Origin of the sequence: Clostridium lacusfryxellense (genome assembly GCF_018861735.1) — a bacterium.
GTDB classification, from domain to species: domain Bacteria; phylum Bacillota; class Clostridia; order Clostridiales; family Clostridiaceae; genus Clostridium_AD; species Clostridium_AD lacusfryxellense.
The window spans coordinates 1-21044 of sequence record NZ_JAHLEB010000034.1 but is presented as its reverse complement, the minus strand read 5'-3'; the positions used below and the strand labels follow the sequence as shown (position 1 = coordinate 21044).

Sequence of the window (21044 nt, the reverse complement as noted above, 5' to 3'; positions counted from 1 at the left end):
TCCCCCTTAAATCAATTTAATATTTTAATCTTTAATTATAGAACAGTTATTTGAGTCCCAGCCTAATAAAATATTTTTTCCTATGGAAAGCGTATCTTTTATTGAAGGCGAAGCTTTTATCATAACTTCCGTGATATCATTGATAAGCACTTTTACCTTTAAAGTATCTCCAACAAATATAATTTCTTTTATAGTTGCTTTTGTTGTATTTTCCCACTCCTCGGCACTCTTAATTATTGCGATATTTTCAGGTCTAAATACCAACAACATATCTTGACCTACTTCTAAACCATTATCGTGATCTATAATTACTTTAATTTCACGATCATTAAAAGCTTTTACATAAGCCACTTCTTCATCTATCTCTATAATTTTGCAATCTACCATATTAATTTCACCTATGAATTCAGCAACAAATCGAGTTTTTGGCCTTTGGTATATTCTCTCTGGCGAATCAATTTGTTCAACTTTGCCTTTATTCATAATACAGACCTTATCAGACATAGTTAGAGCTTCCTCTTGGTCATGAGTAACGCTTATAGTTGTTATTCCCACTTTTTGTTGTATATGTTTTATTTCTAATTGCATTTTTTGCCTTAAGTTTTTATCTAATGCACCCAAAGGTTCATCTAACAATAGTAGTGGAGGATTAAATACAATTGCTCTAGCTAGTGCTACACGTTGTTGCTGACCACCACTCAATTGCTTTGGGTATCTTTCTTCAACATTTTCTAAATCTACTAATTTTAATAATTCAGTGACCTTATTTTTTATATCTGCTTTGGAATATTTTCTTATCTTAAGTGGATAAGCAATATTTTCGAAAACATTCATATGTGGAAATAAAGCATAATTTTGAAATAACATACCGATGTTTCTCTCGTATGGTTTTTTAGTTTCAATACTATTTTCATTAAGAAGTATCTCTCCAGAATTAATTTTTTCAAAACCAGCAATTAGTTTTAAGAGAGAAGTTTTTCCAGATCCACTAGGTCCTAGTATAGTTAAAAATTCTCCCTTATTAATATTTATACACACATCATCGACTGCTTTAAAATCCTTATAAAATTTTGTAACATTGCTTAATAATAAGTTCGCTCCCATTGTCATTTTAATCCACCTCCAAGAATATAATGAAATTTAATATATACGAAAAATCATTTTAACAAATTAATTGAATTGTTCTAATAATTACTATGCATATAATTTATCATATAGCTGATCATTTTCATATGTCCACTATAGACAAACATATGTGTACCTATTTGTTCATTTTATATTACAAAAGACTGTTATACCTAGTAATACACCATAAAAGCTCTATAAATAAAAATTTATTTTCATTTATATACAATCCCTAATTCATTAATAATTACAGTTAATTAGTAATTTAAATTATTCACTTTATGAATGAATTACATAATAAACTTTCAAAATATAATATTTGCATTGCGGATCTAATATTTTATAAATTTTATTTTACAATGTATTCAATGGACAAATCTATGTCTATAATCTGTCTATAGTGGACATATTAATAATATTTATAATGTGATAAATTGTATATATGATATTTATTTAATAACTAATAAAATTTGGGAGGTTCAATATGATTACTGAAAAAAATGCTAAAATAATTACACTAAAAGTTCCAGGTGATAAATCACTAGCGCTTTTTGATAGAAGAGAAAACGTTGTTGCAAGAGGTATAAGCTACAGTAATGAAGTTTTTGTTAAAGAAGCAAAGGGCGCACTTATAAAAGATGTAGACGATAATGTTTATGTTGATTTTGCCGCTGGTATCGGTGTTGCAAATGTAGGGCATTGCCCAGACGAGGTAGTTGAGGTAATAAAGGCCCAAAGCGAAAAATTCATACATACCTCCTTTAATGTAAATATGTATGAACTATATATTGAAATGGCAGAAAAACTTGCTGCATTATCACCTGGTAGTTTTGCAAAGAAGGTTATGTTTGCAAACAGTGGAGCTGAAGCAGTAGAAAATGCTATCAAGATCTCTAGAAAATACACTGGCAAAACTGGTGTATTATCACTAGAATCAGCTTTTCACGGACGTACATTTATGGCAATGAGTATTACTAGTAAGGTAATGCCATATAAAGATGGATTTGCACCATTTGCAAGTGATACCTATAAAATACCATCTGCATATTGCTACAGATGTCCCTTTGGAAGCACCTACCCAAATTGTGGAATTGCCTGTGCAGAAAAGCTTAGAACTGTACTTAAGGGTGAATTATCTCCTAGTATTATAGCTGCAATGATTGTAGAGCCAGTTCAAGGTGAGGGTGGCGTAATTGTACAACCAAAGGAATTTTTACAAGCTATTTCGTCTATATGCAAGGAAAATGATATTGTATTTATTATGGATGAAATACAAGCTGGCTTTGCAAGGACTGGAAAATTATTTGCCAGTGATAACTTTGATGTACAACCTGATTTAATTACTGTATCGAAATCTATAGCCGCTGGAGTTCCATTAAGTGCAGTGATAGGAAAAGCAAATATAATTGATGCACCAATTCCAGGAGCAATCGGTGGAACCTTTAGTGGAAATCCTCTAGCTCTTGCAGCCGGGCTCAAAGTATTAGAAATTATAGAAAGAGATTCTCTTTCAAAGCGAGCTGTTGAAATAGGTAATATAATGAAAAAGAGACTTAATGAAATGAAAGAAAAATATGAAATAATTGGTGATGTGCGTGGCCTTGGTGCGATGGTAGGAATAGAGCTTGTAAAGAATAAAAAGACAAAAGAACCTGCTAAGGAATATATAAAGAAAATTACTGATGGCTGCCTTGCTCGAGGAGTAATAATTATTAGTTCTGGAATATTAGGTAATGTTATAAGATTTTTACCTCCCCTCGTTATTACAGATGATCAACTTAACTATGGTCTTGATACTCTTGAAGAGGTATTTAAAACTCTCTAAAATATTATAAAATAAGATAAATAAGATAAAAAGGGTTTACTAATCATTATTTTGATTAATAAACTCTCTTTATATGTTTAGGAACTTTTTAATTTTTATACATAAAGTAATTTGGAATATTATATTATCATCTTTTAAATTACATCCTAATATCTCTTCAATCCTGTTTATCCTATATTTCATGGTATTTCTATGAATATAAAGACACTCTGCTGCTAAACCTATATTTTTTTGCTGTTCTAAATATATCTCTAATGTTTCTAACAAATTAGAAGAGTTTTTAAGATCATATTTTTCTAATTTATAGAGAGTTTCTTGATATAAATTCCGCATCTCATCATAATTGCTCATATCAAAAAATAGCCTGTATACTCCTGTTTTCTTGTAATCACTTACAAAGTCTATCTTGCTATTACGCTTAGAAATATCTAATGCCTTTTGAGCTGAAAATACTATTTTGCTAAAATACTTAATTTCAGTTGTTCCTCCACCAAGCCCTATACTTACAGTTAAACCTTTTATTCTTTCTTTTATTTCAAGTTTAATTTCCTTGGCAATAATAATAATTTCATCCCTATTATTTTTCCCTTTGTACATTGGAACTAAATTTATAAAGGAGTCACTCTGAATCATATAAAGAGTTTTTTTACTATGTCTATACATTACAGAATCAATAAGTTGTTGAATTAATATTTTTAATTCCTCAATGTCTTTTTCATCTTTTATATTATTTTTCTTAATATATAATTTAAAATTATCTATATCAACCACAAGGGAATGATAACACTTTTTAGAATTATACCCATAAATAACTGCCTTATTTAAGGTTTCTATTGTGATTTTCTCGTTACCAAATATTACTTCCCTCATAAACCCATTCATGGATTCTTCTTTGAGCCTTGAATTAAATATTTCTCTACATATGCTTTGAATAACATCAATAAGTTTAACCTCAAATGGCAGTTCAAATACTGGGAAGTTCATGGAATTAGCCAGGTCTATTACTTCTTTTGGTGTTTCTTTTATATATCTACCTACGTTAATTACAAGTCCTGAAAGATTTCTCTCTTCTATATCTTTAAGCAATTTAATAAGTGTATCTACATCATTTTTAATAAATACTCCTGTTATAAAAAGCAGTTCTCCACCTTTAACCCACTCTGAAACATCGTCCAATTCCACTACATGAGCCCAAGTTATTATCCTCTTAATTCCACCACTTCCTGCTACCAATTTAATCTTTTCTAAGTGTGGCAATTTAACCATATCTTCACATGTTAAGAACATTTATTTTTACAACAGGCATGTCCAAATTGAAATCCTATATCCATTGATTTAAGCCCTTCTCTCTTAATTCTATTTTTCAACCTATTACTTATATGTTTTTATATATTATAACATATTTCCAAGTTTTGATTAGTAATGATGAAGAAGAACTAATTTAATATTATTTAGAAAACTGGTTAGTTAACCATGTAATACATAAATCTATCCATATAGCTACATTTGGGTATAATCTATCGCCGTTTTCTGTAGTTTCTTCATTAGCAAGTGATAATCCATGTCCCCCCTCTGGGAATATGTGTAACTCAAAGGGTATATTTTCACTTCTTAGTGCTTGGGCAAATAACAGTGAATTCTCAACAGGTACTGAATTGTCCTCAAATGTATGCCACAAGAAAGTTGGTGGTGTATTCTTTGAAACATTAAGTTCTAGTGACATTTGGCTCTCTAATGACTTACTAAAATCATCTCCTAGTAAATTACTAATTGAACCTGCATGAGCATATTTCCCTGAGGTTATTACAGGATAACATAATATTAGAGCATTAGGATTGATCGCCAGCGGAGTAATTCCTGGAATATCTTTCAAGTAATCCTTATCCCAATTAACCCCTATATTTGCAGCTAAATGTCCACCTGCTGAAAATCCACACACTGCGATTTTATCTTTTTCTATATTCCACTCTAATGCGTTTTCCCTAATTAAACTTATAGCTCTACACGCATCTAATAATGATTGTGGGTGTTTGTTAGGAGCAACGCTATAATTTAATACAAACGCATGAAAACCTGCAGCATTAAATTTAATAGCTATAGGTTCTGCTTCTCTCGGAGATGTAAATGAATAAGCTCCACCAGGGCAAATTAAAACAGCTCCCCTTATTTTATTTCCTTTAAGTATATATGTATCTAAAGTCGGTCTAAATCCATCATTTCCTCTGTTTTCATATGGGAAATTACCCCACAAGTCAATTGTTTTACTTATCATATTAATATCCCCTTTTTTAATTAATCATCTATAACCTACCTACTACTAGGAATATAACAAAAGTTACACTAATCGAACTAATTATGGTAGAAAAAAATACTGCCTGAGAAGCAAACTCTGGGTCGCTATCATATTGAATTGCAAGTAAAACTGCATTTACAGCTGTTGGCGCAGATGATGATATTACAGCTATCTCAGCCGCCATTCCCTTTAATCCCAGAAGTAACACCAAACCATAAGCCAAAATAGGACTAATAACTAGTCTAATAAAATTAGAAAAATAGACTTTAGGCATTTTAAAAGAGTATTTTGTTTCTGCAAGTTGCGCCCCAAGTGAAATCAAAGCTACTGGAACCATTGCACTTCCAAGTGAATTCAGTGCATTTAGAATTGGCTTTGCTACGTTTATTTCCATTCCTCTTAATAAAAGAGCTAAAACTATACAATATATCATAGGTACTTTCATTATTTCCACAATACCTTGTTTAACATTTTTTTTGCCTGCACTAACACTGTATATACCTACTGTGTTTGTTACAATACTTTGAACCGTCATAATAACAATCTGCACAGAAACTGCAATTGGATTATTATATAAGATTTGCACAAGCGGAAGACAAAAATTTCCACTATTATAAAGACATATTGAATTAGAAAATGAACTTGATGTGGTTTTATTGTACTTGAAAATTTTACTTATAATAACACTCAAAATATAAAGTAAAATAAAAATCATAATACTATGCAGACTAATCTTAATAGCTATTGATCTATCAATTTTAGCATTATACATACTCACAAATAACAATGCTGGTATTATTATATATAATTGTATAACAGCAAGAGGTTTATTATTAAAATTGGTAACTTTTTTTATTATGTAACCTAAAAAGATTTGTATGAATATTGGCAATAAAATGTTTAATAATATGTATATAAAATAGTTCATTTGAATTTTCCCCCATAAAGCAAAATATTTCTTTGGTATTTTTAGCATTAGTTACTATATATAGTATTAGTCTTGAACAGATAACTTTATTATAATAAAGTTATCTTGACTTGTCCACATTTTGCGTAAGCAAATAAAGATGAATCACAACTTCATCTTTATTTACTTATGTATTAGTCTACTGAGAATTCCTCACCATATACAGACTTGCTAAAAGCTTTTTCTGCAGCTACCAATTCCATTCCGCAAATATTCATTTGTTCAACCTCTCCAACACCTATATTCATATTTTTAAGATCCCACAAATATCTGATTGCATCAACTTTAAAACCTAGAAAACGCGCAGCAATTGTGTCTACCGCAACTGGGTCTGTGCCACTAATTACAATTCCAGTATGTCTAGCTATCCCATTATGCGGACCCGTACCTACCATTGCTGGATTTGCGCTCACAATCGATAAATCAATTTTTATCTTTTCCGCCATGGCACGAATAAATCCATGTATGTCATCATGGGCACCAAGATTTTTCTTTGGATGACCATGTTCCTCAGTTGGTGGCCATCCCATTGCAATATTTTTGATACTTGCAGTCAGAGTTGCTACTTCATGCATTTTTAACTGAGAAAAAGAAATTAAAAAAGTCATCTCATCGTATATCTTATTTAAATTAGTAGCGCTAGGTCTATTATGATTAAGTTCTATCCTTGTAAATGGTCCATGATTTAAATCCACAAATTCTACTTGTTCTTCATTTATAATTTTTTCAAAACCAGCAGCTCTCATTACTTCAAGTGTATTTTGTCCTGCAGATCCAGCTGCCACAACAACCCGCTTTGGATTATTCTTTTTTGCAAATTGAACAACCTCACGAAAACTATTAGGACCAACTATATCCCCGGTTGATGGGTCCTTTAGCTGTACCCAATTAGGAGAAATAACAACTATATCATTATTATTTATTAAATTATCGGCTTTTATTAGCTTTAAAGATTCAGCAATAGCTAAACTTTCATTTTCGTTTTTAGCAATCCCTACATCCGCAGTATTTCTACGTCTTTGTTGCAATTAAACCACCTCCAATAAATACTTTTCCCAATTTTAACATTTTTATGTATTATTTCACCTTCCATTAGAGGGTATATTCCCTTTTATTTCTTTATATACCCTATTAAAGGTTCTAATGCTCGTAAATCCACATTCAAATGCTATATCTGTAATAGGCATATTGCTTTCTTTAATCAGATTTTCTGCATTCTTAACCCTTACTAAATTTAAATATGTTTTATAATTTATCCCTAAAATATCCTTAAATACCCTAGAAAAATAAAACATACTCAAATTAGCATTATTAGCTACATCCTTAAGCGTTATATCTTCACTATAATTATTCTCTATATAATTTATTGTCTTCTTCATAGCTTTAATTAATGGGATTTTTCTATTATCTGTTTTTATATTTAATGTGCTAGAAGGGAAATATCTTAGTAATATTCCACAAAGTTCAAAAATCTTGCTTCTAACAAAAAAATTATTATAATCCTCTCCATTATGCATTTCCTCATAAATGTTATTAAATAATTCTAAAATTTTATTAGAAACATCAGATAACTTACCACTTTCAATCTTTAACTCGCTATTAATAAAGGGGCATATAAACTTACTTTCTTCAGGCCATCCACCACTATGTCCAATAAGCTCTGGGTTAAATATTAACATTATACTAGAGCTCTCCATGCCATTACTATCATAATAGTGAATATCACCACTAGAACAAATCGCTAGTTCACCCTTTGTAAGTATTCTACTCTCATTATTTATACCAACACGGAGGCTACCTTCACAAACATATATCATTTCTATATCAACATGCCAATGAGCTAAAAATTCTATACTTTCACATTTACTAATTGACGCATTAATACCTTCTCCGTAGGATCTATTTTCATGAAATGCTTCCATTCTAAACCTCCTCAATATAACCCATTTTAATATTATCAAACTTAGCAAAAACTGTCTAGTATGCCCATCAATTTGGCTAGCAATAGATTAAATAAATATTATAATATAGTTATAATATAGTTACTTATGAGGGGAGTTTTTATTATAATGAAAGCATTAATTGTACAAGGTGGTTGGGATGGTCATGAGCCTCTTCAGGTTTCGCAAGTTTTCGAAAAACTATTATTAGAAAATGGTTTTGAAGTTGAGGTTTCTAATACTTTAGATGTCTTTTTAGATGGTGAAAAATTAAAAGGTTTAGACTTAATAGTACCGGTTTGGACAATGGGTACTATTACAGATCAGCAGCTCAAACCAGTTATAGAAGCCGTAGCCGCAGGAGTTGGTATTGCAGGATGTCACGGCGGAATGTGTGATTCTTTTAGAAACTCCTGTGATTGGCAATTTATGACCGGTGGACAATGGGTTGCTCATCCTGGAAATGATGGCGTGGAGTACACTGTTAATATTAAAAATAGCACCAGCCCAATAGTTAAAGGTCTGCAAGATTTTACTATAAAAAGCGAACAATATTATTTACATGTAGACCCAGCGATTGAAATCCTCGCAACTACATCTTTTCCAACTGTTGAAGGTTACCATTCTCCTAATGGAGTAGTGCAGATGCCAGTTGTTTGGACAAAACTCTGGAATAAAGGGCGCGTATTTTATAACTCCCTAGGTCATCATGCAGATATATTCAATAATCCGTCTGCCCTTGAACTTATGAGAAGAGGATTCCTTTGGGCTGCAGGTGGTAAAAATGGATAAGGTAAAGATCGGTATAATTGGGTGTGGTAATATTAGTTCGATTTATATGAAAAATTTATCTACAATGTTTGATATCACTGAAGTTTCTGCTTGTGCAGACATTATTCTAGAAAATGCAGTTGCTAAGGCAAAAGAATTTGACATTAAAAAAGCTTGCTGCGTAGAAGAATTACTTAGCGACCCAGATATTAAAATTGTTGTTAATCTTACTACTCCTAGTTCCCACTTTGAAGTATCTATGGCTGCACTTGAAGCTGGTAAAAATGTGTATGTAGAAAAGCCTTTGGCCCTAACAAGGCAGCAGGGAATAGAAATAATTAATAAAGCAAAGGAAAAAGGTCTTTTAGTTGGAGGTGCCCCTGACACATTTTTGGGTGGTGGTATGCAAACTTGCAGAAAGCTAATAGATGATGGTTGGATAGGCACTCCAGTTGCAGCTACTGCTTTTATGACCTGTCATGGACATGAAAGCTGGCATCCAGCTCCAGATTTTTACTATAAAACAGGTGGTGGACCTATGTTTGATATGGGACCTTATTATTTAACTGCTCTTTTAAGTTTAATGGGTCCTGTAGCAAACGTTTCAGGTATGACTAAAAAAACCTTTCCAACAAGAACTATTACTAGCAAACCTCATTACGGAGAAATTATTGATGTAGATGTTGCTACTCATGTAACCGGTTTATTAGAATTTGAAAGTGGTGCAATAGGTACTATTATAACCAGCTTTGATGTGTGGGGTGCAAATCTACCCTTCATTGAAATATACGGAAGCTTGGGCTCCTTAAAAGTTCCTGATCCAAATACCTTTGGAGGTCCCATTCTCATTAATCTAGCTGGTCAATCTGAGTGGGTAGAAATGCCGATTGCTTATGGTTATACGCAAAATAGCCGTGGAGTTGGAGTTGCTGATATGGCCTATTCACTTCTCTCTGGTCGCGATCATAGAGCTAATTCAGATTTAACTTACCATGTTTTAGATATAATGCACGCTATCGAAGATTCATCAAAAGAAGGAAAACATATTCAGCTTAAAAGCACTCTAATACGTCCTGCCGCCTTACCACTAGGACTTATTCCTGGAGAACTAGACAAGTAGTCTATCCTAGACAAGTAGTCTATTCTAGACTAAAATATAGAGCATCGGTAATATACCGCTGCTCTATATTCATTTAGAATAAGGATAGTTGCTCTGTTTTTATGTTCTCTATGGCATATGAATATCCACTAGAAATAGCTTCTATTTTGTGTAAATATCTATCCATATCAAACTTTCTTTTTAATCCTTTATCATTCATATACCTAACCATTCCAAATATATTTCTCTCACCCCAAGGCCTATCATGTTTGCCAAAACACCAAGCGACTCCCGCAAATCCATTTGCATCTCTTCCATCTAAAAGATACTTATTATTTAAATAAATAGCTGTTTTGAAAGCTTCTTGAGGAGTTTTACTCCATTCTAATATTTTTTTACCCCAATACATTCTCATATATCCATGCATTTTACCTGTAAAAGTCATTTCTTTTTGCGCAGCATTCCAATATAAATCATGGGTCTTACCATCTTCTAATTCCTCTAGTGAATAACTAAACTCTCTATAATCAACGGAGTGCTTTTCGAGTGTATTCTTAGCCCAAGATGGAAGTGACTCATAAGAATCATATTCATCATTATAAAAAACAAAATTCATACTTAATTCTCGCCTAATTATTAATTCTTCTAAAAAGTCTTTTTTATCTTCTATATGTACATCCATTAATTTCATATATATGTAGAGTGGAGAAATCTGACCAAAATGCAGATATGGACTCAAACTAGAATCATAGGATAATCCAGGTTCGTTTTTTAGTTCACTATAATGTGATAATTTATTTGTTATAAAATCTTCTAATAATATCTTGGCATTTCTAGTACCACCCATGTAATATGGAACTCTCTTCACCTCTTTATTTATGCTAAGCTCACAAATAGCCTTATCGATATCTTCTATATCATACTGATCATATGTAATACCCACATTAACAAAAGGCTCACTACATGCACTAGATCTGAGTGGCAAAATGTAATCTTCTAATTTTTTGCTTATTTTACGTCTAAGATAAGCGGCTGAATATTCTTCCTTCTGGGAAGCCTCCTCTATTGGTACAATAACATTAGTTTCTACTTGTACAACAGTACATTTTGCATTCTGGGATAAATAACTTCTCCATTGTCTTTCTATTCTTAAATACCCTCTGTCCACAACCATCAATGCTGCAAAAGATGATATTTCTAGAGCTCCTATTTGCGGAGATATTTTTCTAATTATCATTTTTATATTCTTTTTTGCAAGCTCTAATTTTACTTCTTTTAATCCTTGTAACATAAAGTAATAGTGTCTTTCACTAGCCTCTGGAAAGTTATCGGTTAAACCGAAATACACAATTAAAGGCTTTTTAAGTTCATTAGCGCGACTTATAGCATATTCTAAAGCATGGTTATACTCAACTCTTTGAGAACACTGCATCCAATAAACTACAAAAGGATTGTCAATTATATTTTTATTGTTTAGATTTTTAATTCTTTCTTGTAAAATCAACATCCTCATCTCCATTTAAATAAATTATTCAGTTTTTATAGTGCTTAAATATATATTAAAGTTAGTATATCGTTTTAGAGAATTCGCATCTTTTTTAATGAAATCCCATGTATCCTTATAATCACCAGTTAACGCAAATTCCGGATTGTTCATAAATTCAACAAAACTAAACGGGCTTTCGGCGAACTTATCTTCAAATTCGTGAGCATACTTGCTCTTTTCATATGCTAAAACACCTTGTTTGTTATGCATTACATGTTCTAAATTAGAAGAAAAGAAATAAATACCATATGGTAAATCACCATATACAGTATCTGTAGCAGCTAGTTTACTAAGTATCTGTGATTTTTGTTTATTACGGCTTTTTATATTACTAACATTTTTAGCATATATATTTTCAGTATTATATTCAATACTGTGATTATATTTTCTAGTATCATTGGAGTTACTACTATCGATGTCCTTTTGAATAATCAAATCATCTTTAATGAATGCACCATCCATATCTACTAAATGAATTACATTTAAAATATCACTTTTTTTATATACATTACTAACTATGAACTCTTTTATATAATTCGTAATTTTAGTATATATATTGCTTGCATTAACTCCATTTTCTGCAGTCATGTCCCCATTAATAATTTTAAATCTTACGATTTTATCGTTTTCAATAATTTTAGACAATATTAAAGCCAGTGAATTTTTATCGGTAACACCCTCGACTATAAATAGGACAATCTTCTTACTTTCTCCCAAAAACCTCACCTGCTTTTCTAAAGGCATGGGCAATCTCAAAACTATTAGTTTCCTCATAAATACACTCATTGAGTCCACCCAGGTCAACACCCCTAAGATATACATTTCGAAGATTATTATTCGATTTTATATTAGTAATTCTTATAAATCTATTTTGTGGATTTGCAGTACTAAACACCAATGAATCTTTGCGAAGCATCTCAAGTGCTCGCAAGTTATGTGACGTAAATATAAACTGACCTTTTCCTTCTTGCTCAATTATTTTTAATAATTCACCTAATAAATACTCAAATATACCAGCATCCAGTTCATCAACAATTAAACAAATTGATGGGTTATTAAACATAGAAATTAGTGTACTTAAAATAGAAATTATCTTTTTAATACCCTCAGATTCATATTTAAGAGGAATTCTAATGTCCTTTTTAATAGAAAGTAATTGTATTCTGATCATTTCTTCTCCAGTTTTAGATATTTCATTTCCTAAATTATTTATTTCTAATTGTAAATTGGGAATTATAGTGCTTAATACAACATTTAATTGTTTTATGATTGACACCGCTATATCATAGCTTGTTTTGTCTATGTTAGAAGTCCCCAATAAATTAATTTCAATATCACCGCTAGTTACTCCATCCTTATTCTCCATTCTAAAGCTTAATGGCATAAAATTCAAACTTATAGAAGCTGAATGTTCATTGGTTATTACAAATAGATTAACTCTAGCAAAACGTTTTATAGCATTAATAATATAATAGTAATCAAGATTTGCAGAATTACTTTTAAAAATCTCCTCTAAGCTATCAGTAAATATAAAAGATGTTTTCTCCTTAATTGATAGTCTTTTGCTGACCTCAAGATTGAATTCATTTTCTTTATTGTTTCTTGTAAGTTCAGTATAACGCAATTTTGGCAAAATAGAAGAAAGCGCTGAATCTATATCATATTCTATAATATCAATTTTTCTTTTTTTATTGTTTTCGTCAACTTGAGAGTAACTTATTTTCTCATTGTATAACTGGGCTCCATCATCTTTTCGCCTTAATGAGAATTCATAATACACTAAAAACTTCATGTCTTTTTCCTCGACGTAAAAAACAAATTTAAGTGTTGCTTTATCTTCTAGCTCATGTATGTAATTTTTAATATCGCCAGGTAACTTTTCACCACTCGCTATTATTTTAAATAATCTAAAGGCATCTATTATTGTTGTTTTACCTGAACCATTTTGCCCGTAAATCCCTACTATATCTGATTTACCACTGTAGTAGTTTTTTTGTCTATACCCTACTAGGTCAATAATCCCCTTTTGAATATTCTTAAAGCCCTCAAGTTCTATACTTTGTATTCTTATAATTGTTTCTGTCATAAAATCACTCCTATATATATTAACCATTGTATATAGTTAATATATTTAATTTAATCGATACAAAATGTTTCTATTTACATATTATTTTATATTATATCACATTCAGAAAATATTATTCATTACACTCTAAATTAGTATGAATATAATACTATGTACTTAATAGGAGGAATTTAAATACTTATGTAGAATACTGTATGTGTATCGTTTACATAGGAGGTTATGAATGAGTAAAGTTAAAACTATTATATCATTTTCCCTTGCTTTATTGATTACAATATCAATAAGTATTAACAGTACTGATGTACAAGCTAAGGCAATTGTATTTAAACCTAAAAATGTTGTATTAGTTTCAAGTAAAAGCAAACTTACAGGATCTAATATTGTATACCTCGCTAAACAATATATCGGCACCCCCTATAAACGTGGTGGAACTACCACAGCAGGTTTTGATTGCTCTGGTTTTACTATGTATATTTATAATCGTTTTAAAGTAAAACTACCACGTACTGCCAAAGATCAAACATCAAAAGGCACTGCAATTAAAAAATCCGCCTTAAAACCAGGTGATTTAATTTTTTTTGGGAAGCCAATAAATCATGTAGGCATTTATATTGGTAGTGGCAAGTTTATACATTCACCTAAACCAGGGGCAAAGGTTAAAATTTTAGAGCTAAAATATATGCCAGGCTTCAACACTGCCAGAAGAATAACATCTAAATAAGAAAACAGTAACAAATAATAAATACAAATTATTATTTGTTACTGTTTTCACATGCACCAATCAAATTCTGTTAATCGATTATATTATTAAGTGTCCTTTTTTCTCAGCCACAGTAATTGTAGCCTCTATTCCTGAATTAAATTCTAAAAAATCACTTTCAACACCATCACTAAAGATCACTCCATTTTCCGGCATTGATGAAAGAATTTTAAGAGGCTCTTGTCTTGATATGTGCCCAAATACAAGATTGTTTTGAGAGTTTCTGCTAGGGAATGGTTCTCTCACGGAATAAAACAGATTTTCATAACTCCAATCAACATTTTCTGTCATTTTGCTATTGGTATTATTTCCAGACACTCTATTAACTATATTATGGGCACCTGAAAGAATACTTTTTAACCACCCACTTGATCCAAGTCCTGTAGAGATTATTATACCGCTAGAGGATTGTTGTTCACAAATTTTACCATGCTTAAGCTGATACCTTGCTGATAGATGAGTTTTTTGCCCTATAAACAAATCATTTACTCCATAAATAACTTGCCCATCATTTAATGATGCTTTAGCCATCGTTACTTCTTTTATTTTTCTCTTTTTATTAAATACGTCAATCATAAGCAGTTTTAAATCATCTACTTTAAAGGGCAATAATACTCCTTCCCATCTATTAGGATCAGGATTCACTCCAATTAAGGACTGATTTGCAAGGTACTTTAATGTATTTGCCACAAGGCCATCTTGCCCTATCACTATTACCACATCATCATTGCCAAAGATAAAATTTGGAACATATTCTCTATCTAAGAGCTGGGTACGACCAAGACTACTAAGTGTATCAACTGCTTGATTTACCACTCTTTTATAGTTTTCATCCTCAGCAATATAATCTGAAAAATCTGCTCCTAAATGTTCAATATAGAACTTGGCTTGCGAAACGGTATTGTACCGTACTATGAGCTCCTCAAGCCTAGTTTTCCTTTTTATAATTATTATTTTATTTTCGGTTAACCTATTCATGATTATCTTGATCCTTTTATAACCGTTTGAAGTAGATCTGGAGTAATATTTAACTGTCCAATTTTGTCTGCATTTCCTGCGAGTTCTTGAAAAGCAATTGCAATTAGCTTATCCGGTTTCATACCCATACTTGCTAGAGTTTGAATAACAACTGGATTTATATTGTCAAAGGCCCTCATTACGCAGGAAAGTTCATAAGCCTTTGCATCCGATTCTACCTTAGAATTCTCCACGGCTTTCTCTATTAGTTCTTTTCTTTTTCCTTCAAGCGAAATATTAAAGTCCATACTTTCATCCTTGAGTTCATTTTCCTTTTGCTGCACTGCTTTTTCTGATTCAAGTTGAGTTTCTTTAATTTGTCTCTTTTTATTTTCTATAGCTATTTCGGTGTTTAATTCATTTTCTTTTACCTTTCTTTCCTGATCTATTGAAGCATTACGTCTTTCATATACTGCATCATCTGCCATTTTTAAAATTTGTTCTCTAGCTTTTGCTTCTAACGCCCTTGAAGTCTCCTTATTTGGCAACATATTAAGAATTGAAAGCCCTAAAATTTCAATACCAAGTAATTTTATTTCTTCACTTTCTTTTATTTCACTAATCATAGCTTGTGCTATATTTTCTGTGGATTTTATAGCTTCTCTAAGCTGTAGCCTTTCAAGGTGTTTTTTAGTAGAAACCTTGACTATATTTAAAACCTTTTGTGTTAGTTTTTTAGGGTCATCTGAAACATAACCTTTTCCATTAATATCTAAATTATAATTCAAAAGATTACATATTTTTTTCTGATCAACAATTCTAAATGTAACTTGACCTTGAATTGTCACAGTTTGATAATCCACTGTTAACCCTTCAAACATAAAAGGTTCATCAATACTTCCAACTGGAACTACAACAATCGAGGTAGTAGGCGCATAATAGTAAAAGTATATGCCGGTGCCTTCCTTAACTACCTTACCATTTTTATATTTTATAACATATTCACTTGGTCCAAATTTAATAAACTTAAAACCTACCATATTAAAACTCCTTATATATATTATTATAAATTTTTAATCTAAATTTTTATTAATTTAAATACAGTTTTTCATTTCTTATATATTTTATTATTTCAGCAGTTGTTAAATGACCAATATTCCTTTTAGCATTAATATTATTTCTAATCATAGTTGAATTTATTGTTGACAGAATTAACCCTGGTATTTGAATAATATTCTTTTTATAATCATATAAAATGGGTATGTCATCAAGAACTTTCCAAAGGCTATCCTCCCCCCTATCCATTATAATTATTTTATATTCATTTATTAGCCTTTGCCAATCTCTCCAATTAATTATATCTCTTAAATTATCCGTACCCATTAAAAAACAAAGGTCATTATTAGGATACTGCTTTTTAAGTTTATCAAGAGTTTCTATTGTATAGAGTCTTGTCTTCGTATCAATTTCTATTGTATTTACATCTAGCCTACTATCTTCCTTACATGCAAGTTTTAGCATCTTTACCCTGTGACTCGCTGCTATTAAATCTTTTTTCTTATAATGGTCTCCTACAGGGATAAACAAAAGTTTTTTTGCACCTAGGCTGTTAAGTAGTTGTTTGCTAAGTGTTATGTGAGCTAATGTCGGCGGATTAAAAGACCCTCCGTAAATTATTATCAAATTATTTCTCATTTTTTTCTTCTGAATTTCTATATCTTTGAATTAATTCCTGTTTAACAAGCCAAAGTTCCGTAGATAAATCAACAAAGTATTTATGAGGATTAGAAAATCTCTTAACTTCTTCCCATATGCTGTCTACTTGCTCCGTGCAATATTTTTTTATTTCTTCTATAGTTGGTAACTCATATACACATTCTCCATTAAGAAAAACTGGTACTTGAAGTTTTTTAGCATAGAAATTAGTAATTTTCTTCTTCTTCCAAATAAGAACTGGATCAAATATTGTATAAGAGACCGATTCATCTATAACCTCATCTGCCATTGTAATAACGTCAGCAATAGCCTTATTTGTATCCTTGTCATAGAATCTCCAACACATTTTATATCCTGGATTAATAATTTTTTCTTCACTTTCGCTTAATTTAATTCTTGGAACAATTTCTCCTTCTTCTTCTACAGCCACTAATTTATAAACACCACCAAATACTGGCTCTGATTTAGCAGTAACTAATCTTTCGCCAACACCAAATATATCTATTTTTGCGTCCTGATTTATTAACTCAGTAATAATAAATTCATCTAAACTATTAGATGCTACTATTTTACAATCTGTAAGCCCTGCAGCATCTAACATAATTCTTACTTTCTTTGAAAGATATGCAAGATCTCCACTATCAAGTCTTATTCCTTTTAATCTTTTTCCAAGTGGCTCAAGCACCTCTTTTGAAACCTTAATAGCATTCGGTATCCCACTACTTAAAACATTATAAGTATCTACAAGTAAAGTACATGTATCTGGGTAAGTTTTTGCATAAGTTTCAAACGCCGTATATTCATCTCCGAAGAATTGTATCCATGAGTGAGCCATTGTACCAATAATAGGTATTCCAAACATTGGCGCTGCAATAGTTGTAGCTGTACCACTTACGCCTCCAATATATGAAGCTCTTGCTCCCATTATTGCTCCATCTGCACCATGAGTCCTTCTTGCTCCTAGTTCTAAAACTGGTCTTCCTTGTGAAGCCCTTACTATTCTACTAGCCTTAGTAGCTATTAAACTTTGATGATTGATTGTTAATAACAGCATGGTTTCAACAAGCTGTGCTTCAATTACCTTAGACTTAACTGTCACAAGTGCCTCATTTGGAAAAACTACAGTGCCTTCTGGCACAGCATAAATATCTCCAGTAAACTTAAATGTTAGTAAGTATTTCAGAAATTCCTCTGATAAAATACCTTTACTTCTTAGATACTTTATATCATCTTCAGTAAATTTTAGATTTTTAACAAAAGTTACAAGTTGTTCGAGTCCTGCTACTATTGAGAAACCTGCTCCATCTGGATTTTTTCTGTAAAACATATCAAAATATACTATTGTATCTGAAAATCCATTTACTAAATACCCATTTGACATTGTTAATTCATAAAAATCCATTAACATTGAAAGGTTTCTTTCCTCTTTAATATTGAAATTACTTATCGCGATACTCATTTACATCTCTCTCCTTTAATATAATTATTTTCTTATTTACTCATTGGCTACTTTTAAATATTTATTACTTAAGTTCTCTTGATTTTTAAATTCTAGTATTTCATTTATAATATATTCACTTATATTTTTAACTGGTCTTCTACTAAATGTTTTGCTTTCTAAGCTATAATGTTTTATTACATAGATTTCTGCACTAAATGAATTTGTTGATATAGTAAATGCAATAGTTTTTTTAAATAAATCGCCTGTATCAACTAGGAATATTAACTCCATGACGCGCTGCTCATACTCGCCACCACTTATATATACCTTTTTATTATTATCCTTAGCTATCCCATAAATATCATTTATCCTATCGTCTATCATTAATTCATTTAATATCTTATCTAAATAATAATTCATCATATACTCTCACTCCTTACTTAGTTTCATAATGATACAAAGCATCTTTAAAAAAATAAATTTCATTTTATTTTAATTTTTTTACATGCTTTGTACCTATGTGATACTATTAGTATATCATATAAAAATATATTGTCAATATTAATATTTAATTACATAGATTCTCATATATTTCAAATTTATTATAATATAGTATCAACTACCTCTATACCATTGGACTTCATTTCCCAAAGTGATATAACCTTCATTAAATCTCCATCATGTGTTTCAAAGTCAAATGTTTCTACTGAGTCTATTGGTACAATAATTCTTCTATCAATGTTTTTTTGATTAAAGTATGTTTTTAATGTTTCTGCAAAGTGTTTAACACATATATCTATTGAGCAACCTTCTATAATATAATTTTCTATTTGTTCTTCATTCTGGGCAAGCCATACTTTAAATTCTGGCGCATGAAACCCATTAGTACTGTTCTTATGAATAATTGTTGTATTATCATGTAGCGTAGCTCCACCTTTTAATGAAGAAATAAGTTCCGCTTCTACACTATTTTTTATACAATGCCTTTCATAGGTTTTAAACTCTGTAGAGTTTTCATCATGTTGTTCTAAAAAGAACACCTTCTTATAGCCATATGTTCGTTCATTAATAGCTACAACATTATCTATAATCTTTTCAACTCTAGGTGAAGACATTTTTCCTGCATGAACAAATCCATTTACCATATCAACAACTATTAGAGCTGTATTTTCTTTTGGGAGGTCACTTAAATTAACTTCCCCTCCTTTTATTTCATTTTGCATGTCAAATATTTTATTTATTAATAAATTTATCATCTTAATCATTCCTTTTATTATTTATTTTAATGTAGTTTTAAGTTATATTGTTTTGATTTGATTACATATTAATCCAAAAAACTGTGTTCCCAGTCCTCATTAAACATATAACAGGTTGCAGGTCTACCAGCTGTTGTTTTTTCTTTATCTGTTTCAATAACCATTTTTTTTATTTTCCTTCTAAAATTAGCCCTTGATAGTGGTTTTTCTAGATTAAGAATAGCTTCATATAATCTTTGCGCTTCCCTTAATGTAAAATATTTCGGAAGTAATGAAAATGCTATAGGAGTATATTCTATCTTATTTTTTAATCTTTCAATAGCGCAATACACTTCATCAATATGGTCAAAAGCTAATTCATCACCGCTCCATTTAAGAAGTTCATACGTTGGTACTTTAATTGAAATAATACCTTTTTTAACAAATCTCTCAGTAACTTTGTATCCTATCTTGACCTCACCGTCATCTGAATTTAATGTTAGATTATATACATCTACTCTCTCAATTCCTACATTACTTGTAGAAACAAAATCTTTTCTTACCGTAAACCATTGTGCATAACTTGCGTCATCTCCAGCTATTGGCCTTATATTAGTTTTATCCACTAGTGCCAAAAATGCTATTGAAATAACCCTCATTCTCGGGTCTCTTTTTACTAAATCACCAAAAGTTTTTAATTGCTCAAAATACACACTTTCAATATTAGTTTCTTCCTTTAGCTCCCTAAGGCAAGCTGTGCTTAAGGCTTCATCTATATTAACAAAACCTCCAGGAATTGCATAACAATCCATGTATGGGTGGTCTCCCCTTTTTATTAAGAGTATTTTTAGTGCTTTATCAGGGTCTTTTCCCTCGACAGGTACATCATCTACCGTAAAAAGCAACATATCAACTGTATTAGATGGTCTATCATAATTTCCTGGTTTATAACTTTCTAAAAACTCTTTTTGAGTTAGTCCATCTTTATTTTTTATATTTATACTTCTCATAATCATTTTCCTTTCTATTTTTTATTTTATGACTATGTATATTAAATCATCTTTGTATTACTTTGATACTATCACTTTATCGTCATTTAGATAAAAAGTCAATATTTTTTTAATTTTTTATAAAACTATAATTTTATAAATAAAAAAAACTCCTCAAAAGAGCAATGTCATTAAGTTAAGAAATTAAACCAATAGTTTTAAAACAGAGTATGTTTAAAAATGCATACCCTGTTTTTTTTATATAATTTTTTAAATAAATTCCAGAAAACTTTC

General features: G+C 30.8%; 20 protein-coding genes. 4 read left to right on the top strand and 16 right to left on the bottom strand.

Features of this window, described 5'->3' with window-relative positions:
- Positions 1-24 precede the first annotated feature (24 nt).
- Complete coding sequence (locus KPL55_RS17035) at positions 25-1110, bottom strand: ABC transporter ATP-binding protein (RefSeq protein ID WP_216307945.1); 1086 nt, start codon at positions 1108-1110, stop codon at positions 25-27.
- Positions 1111-1609: 499 nt separating this feature from the next.
- On the opposite strand from KPL55_RS17035, the gene gabT reads away from it, so the two are divergent.
- Entirely contained in the window at positions 1610-2950 is a 1341-nt protein-coding gene (gene gabT / locus KPL55_RS17030; protein WP_216307944.1) for a 4-aminobutyrate--2-oxoglutarate transaminase, read from the top strand.
- A 69-nt stretch (positions 2951-3019) separates the two neighbouring features.
- Here gabT and KPL55_RS17025 read toward each other — a convergent pair whose 3' ends face one another.
- From KPL55_RS17025 to KPL55_RS17005, 5 genes are all read right to left on the bottom strand, one after another.
- Positions 3020-4237 carry a PucR family transcriptional regulator gene (locus KPL55_RS17025; protein WP_216307943.1) on the bottom strand — a complete coding sequence of 406 codons (1218 nt, stop codon included), beginning with the start codon at positions 4235-4237 and terminating at the stop codon, positions 3020-3022.
- Positions 4238-4397: 160 nt separating this feature from the next.
- Positions 4398-5222: an alpha/beta hydrolase gene (locus KPL55_RS17020; protein WP_216307942.1), complete on the bottom strand. Its 825-nt coding sequence runs from the start codon at positions 5220-5222 to the stop codon at positions 4398-4400.
- A 28-nt stretch (positions 5223-5250) separates the two neighbouring features.
- Entirely contained in the window at positions 5251-6171 is a 921-nt protein-coding gene (locus KPL55_RS17015) for an AEC family transporter (RefSeq protein WP_216307941.1), read from the bottom strand.
- Positions 6172-6344: 173 nt separating this feature from the next.
- Positions 6345-7238 (bottom strand): DUF362 domain-containing protein, encoded by an 894-nt coding sequence (locus KPL55_RS17010; RefSeq protein ID WP_216307940.1) that lies wholly within the window; start codon positions 7236-7238, stop codon positions 6345-6347.
- A 54-nt stretch (positions 7239-7292) separates the two neighbouring features.
- On the bottom strand, positions 7293-8132 hold the full coding sequence (locus KPL55_RS17005; RefSeq protein WP_216307939.1) for an AraC family transcriptional regulator: 840 nt from the start codon (positions 8130-8132) through the stop codon (positions 7293-7295).
- A 147-nt stretch (positions 8133-8279) separates the two neighbouring features.
- Between KPL55_RS17005 and KPL55_RS17000 the strand changes: the two genes are divergently transcribed.
- Positions 8280-8942: a ThuA domain-containing protein gene (locus KPL55_RS17000; RefSeq protein ID WP_246599580.1), complete on the top strand. Its 663-nt coding sequence runs from the start codon at positions 8280-8282 to the stop codon at positions 8940-8942.
- On the top strand, positions 8935-10041 hold the full coding sequence (locus KPL55_RS16995) for a Gfo/Idh/MocA family protein (RefSeq protein WP_216307938.1): 1107 nt from the start codon (positions 8935-8937) through the stop codon (positions 10039-10041). The genes KPL55_RS17000 and KPL55_RS16995 overlap by 8 nt, the downstream gene beginning before the upstream one ends.
- A gap of 73 nt (positions 10042-10114) precedes the next feature.
- Here the strand turns inward: KPL55_RS16995 and KPL55_RS16990 are convergent, their stop codons facing one another.
- From KPL55_RS16990 to KPL55_RS16980, 3 genes are read right to left on the bottom strand one after another with little or no spacing between them, the layout of a single operon-like run.
- Positions 10115-11527 carry a deoxyribodipyrimidine photo-lyase gene (locus KPL55_RS16990; RefSeq protein WP_246599578.1) on the bottom strand — a complete coding sequence of 471 codons (1413 nt, stop codon included), beginning with the start codon at positions 11525-11527 and terminating at the stop codon, positions 10115-10117.
- A gap of 21 nt (positions 11528-11548) precedes the next feature.
- Positions 11549-12283 carry a hypothetical protein gene (locus tag KPL55_RS16985; protein ID WP_216307937.1) on the bottom strand — a complete coding sequence of 245 codons (735 nt, stop codon included), beginning with the start codon at positions 12281-12283 and terminating at the stop codon, positions 11549-11551.
- Positions 12270-13652 (bottom strand): AAA family ATPase, encoded by a 1383-nt coding sequence (locus tag KPL55_RS16980; RefSeq protein ID WP_216307936.1) that lies wholly within the window; start codon positions 13650-13652, stop codon positions 12270-12272. The genes KPL55_RS16985 and KPL55_RS16980 overlap by 14 nt, the downstream gene beginning before the upstream one ends.
- Before the next feature lie 223 nt (positions 13653-13875).
- Between KPL55_RS16980 and KPL55_RS16975 the strand changes: the two genes are divergently transcribed.
- On the top strand, positions 13876-14373 hold the full coding sequence (locus KPL55_RS16975; RefSeq protein ID WP_216307935.1) for a C40 family peptidase: 498 nt from the start codon (positions 13876-13878) through the stop codon (positions 14371-14373).
- Positions 14374-14451: 78 nt separating this feature from the next.
- Here KPL55_RS16975 and KPL55_RS16970 read toward each other — a convergent pair whose 3' ends face one another.
- The 7 genes from KPL55_RS16970 to KPL55_RS16940 form a co-directional block, all read right to left on the bottom strand.
- Complete coding sequence (locus KPL55_RS16970; RefSeq protein ID WP_216307934.1) at positions 14452-15390, bottom strand: NAD(+)/NADH kinase; 939 nt, start codon at positions 15388-15390, stop codon at positions 14452-14454.
- A 2-nt stretch (positions 15391-15392) separates the two neighbouring features.
- On the bottom strand, positions 15393-16409 hold the full coding sequence (locus KPL55_RS16965) for an SPFH domain-containing protein (RefSeq protein ID WP_216307933.1): 1017 nt from the start codon (positions 16407-16409) through the stop codon (positions 15393-15395).
- Positions 16410-16458: 49 nt separating this feature from the next.
- A complete protein-coding gene (gene nadD, locus KPL55_RS16960) occupies positions 16459-17064 on the bottom strand; it encodes a nicotinate (nicotinamide) nucleotide adenylyltransferase (protein ID WP_216307932.1) in 606 nt (201 codons plus the stop codon).
- Positions 17054-18544 (bottom strand): nicotinate phosphoribosyltransferase, encoded by a 1491-nt coding sequence (locus KPL55_RS16955; RefSeq protein ID WP_216307931.1) that lies wholly within the window; start codon positions 18542-18544, stop codon positions 17054-17056. The genes nadD and KPL55_RS16955 overlap by 11 nt, the downstream gene beginning before the upstream one ends.
- Before the next feature lie 36 nt (positions 18545-18580).
- A complete protein-coding gene (locus tag KPL55_RS16950; RefSeq protein WP_216307930.1) occupies positions 18581-18949 on the bottom strand; it encodes a hypothetical protein in 369 nt (122 codons plus the stop codon).
- A 179-nt stretch (positions 18950-19128) separates the two neighbouring features.
- Positions 19129-19782 (bottom strand): cysteine hydrolase family protein, encoded by a 654-nt coding sequence (locus KPL55_RS16945; protein ID WP_216307929.1) that lies wholly within the window; start codon positions 19780-19782, stop codon positions 19129-19131.
- A gap of 68 nt (positions 19783-19850) precedes the next feature.
- Entirely contained in the window at positions 19851-20771 is a 921-nt protein-coding gene (locus tag KPL55_RS16940; RefSeq protein ID WP_216307928.1) for an NUDIX hydrolase, read from the bottom strand.
- Between the last annotated feature and the right edge of the window lie 273 nt (positions 20772-21044).

Bases quoted from the DNA above. Each gene is read 5' to 3' on its own strand.
- KPL55_RS16945 (WP_216307929.1), bottom strand. From the start codon at position 19,782: ATGATAAATTTATTAATAAATAAAATATTTGACATGCAAAATGAAATA.
- KPL55_RS16955 (WP_216307931.1), bottom strand. From the start codon at position 18,544: ATGAGTATCGCGATAAGTAATTTCAATATTAAAGAGGAAAGAAACCTT.
- KPL55_RS17035 (WP_216307945.1), bottom strand. From the start codon at position 1,110: ATGACAATGGGAGCGAACTTATTATTAAGCAATGTTACAAAATTTTAT.
- KPL55_RS17015 (WP_216307941.1), bottom strand. From the start codon at position 6,171: ATGAACTATTTTATATACATATTATTAAACATTTTATTGCCAATATTC.
- KPL55_RS16965 (WP_216307933.1), bottom strand. From the start codon at position 16,409: ATGGTAGGTTTTAAGTTTATTAAATTTGGACCAAGTGAATATGTTATA.
- KPL55_RS17025 (WP_216307943.1), bottom strand. From the start codon at position 4,237: ATGTTCTTAACATGTGAAGATATGGTTAAATTGCCACACTTAGAAAAG.
- KPL55_RS16950 (WP_216307930.1), bottom strand. From the start codon at position 18,949: ATGATGAATTATTATTTAGATAAGATATTAAATGAATTAATGATAGAC.
- KPL55_RS17000 (WP_246599580.1), top strand. From the start codon at position 8,280: ATGAAAGCATTAATTGTACAAGGTGGTTGGGATGGTCATGAGCCTCTT.
- nadD (WP_216307932.1), bottom strand. From the start codon at position 17,064: ATGAGAAATAATTTGATAATAATTTACGGAGGGTCTTTTAATCCGCCG.
- KPL55_RS16970 (WP_216307934.1), bottom strand. From the start codon at position 15,390: ATGAATAGGTTAACCGAAAATAAAATAATAATTATAAAAAGGAAAACT.
- KPL55_RS16995 (WP_216307938.1), top strand. From the start codon at position 8,935: ATGGATAAGGTAAAGATCGGTATAATTGGGTGTGGTAATATTAGTTCG.
- gabT (WP_216307944.1), top strand. From the start codon at position 1,610: ATGATTACTGAAAAAAATGCTAAAATAATTACACTAAAAGTTCCAGGT.
- KPL55_RS16990 (WP_246599578.1), bottom strand. From the start codon at position 11,527: ATGTTGATTTTACAAGAAAGAATTAAAAATCTAAACAATAAAAATATA.
- KPL55_RS17020 (WP_216307942.1), bottom strand. From the start codon at position 5,222: ATGATAAGTAAAACAATTGACTTGTGGGGTAATTTCCCATATGAAAAC.
- KPL55_RS17005 (WP_216307939.1), bottom strand. From the start codon at position 8,132: ATGGAAGCATTTCATGAAAATAGATCCTACGGAGAAGGTATTAATGCG.
- KPL55_RS16980 (WP_216307936.1), bottom strand. From the start codon at position 13,652: ATGACAGAAACAATTATAAGAATACAAAGTATAGAACTTGAGGGCTTT.
- KPL55_RS16940 (WP_216307928.1), bottom strand. From the start codon at position 20,771: ATGAGAAGTATAAATATAAAAAATAAAGATGGACTAACTCAAAAAGAG.
- KPL55_RS16975 (WP_216307935.1), top strand. From the start codon at position 13,876: ATGAGTAAAGTTAAAACTATTATATCATTTTCCCTTGCTTTATTGATT.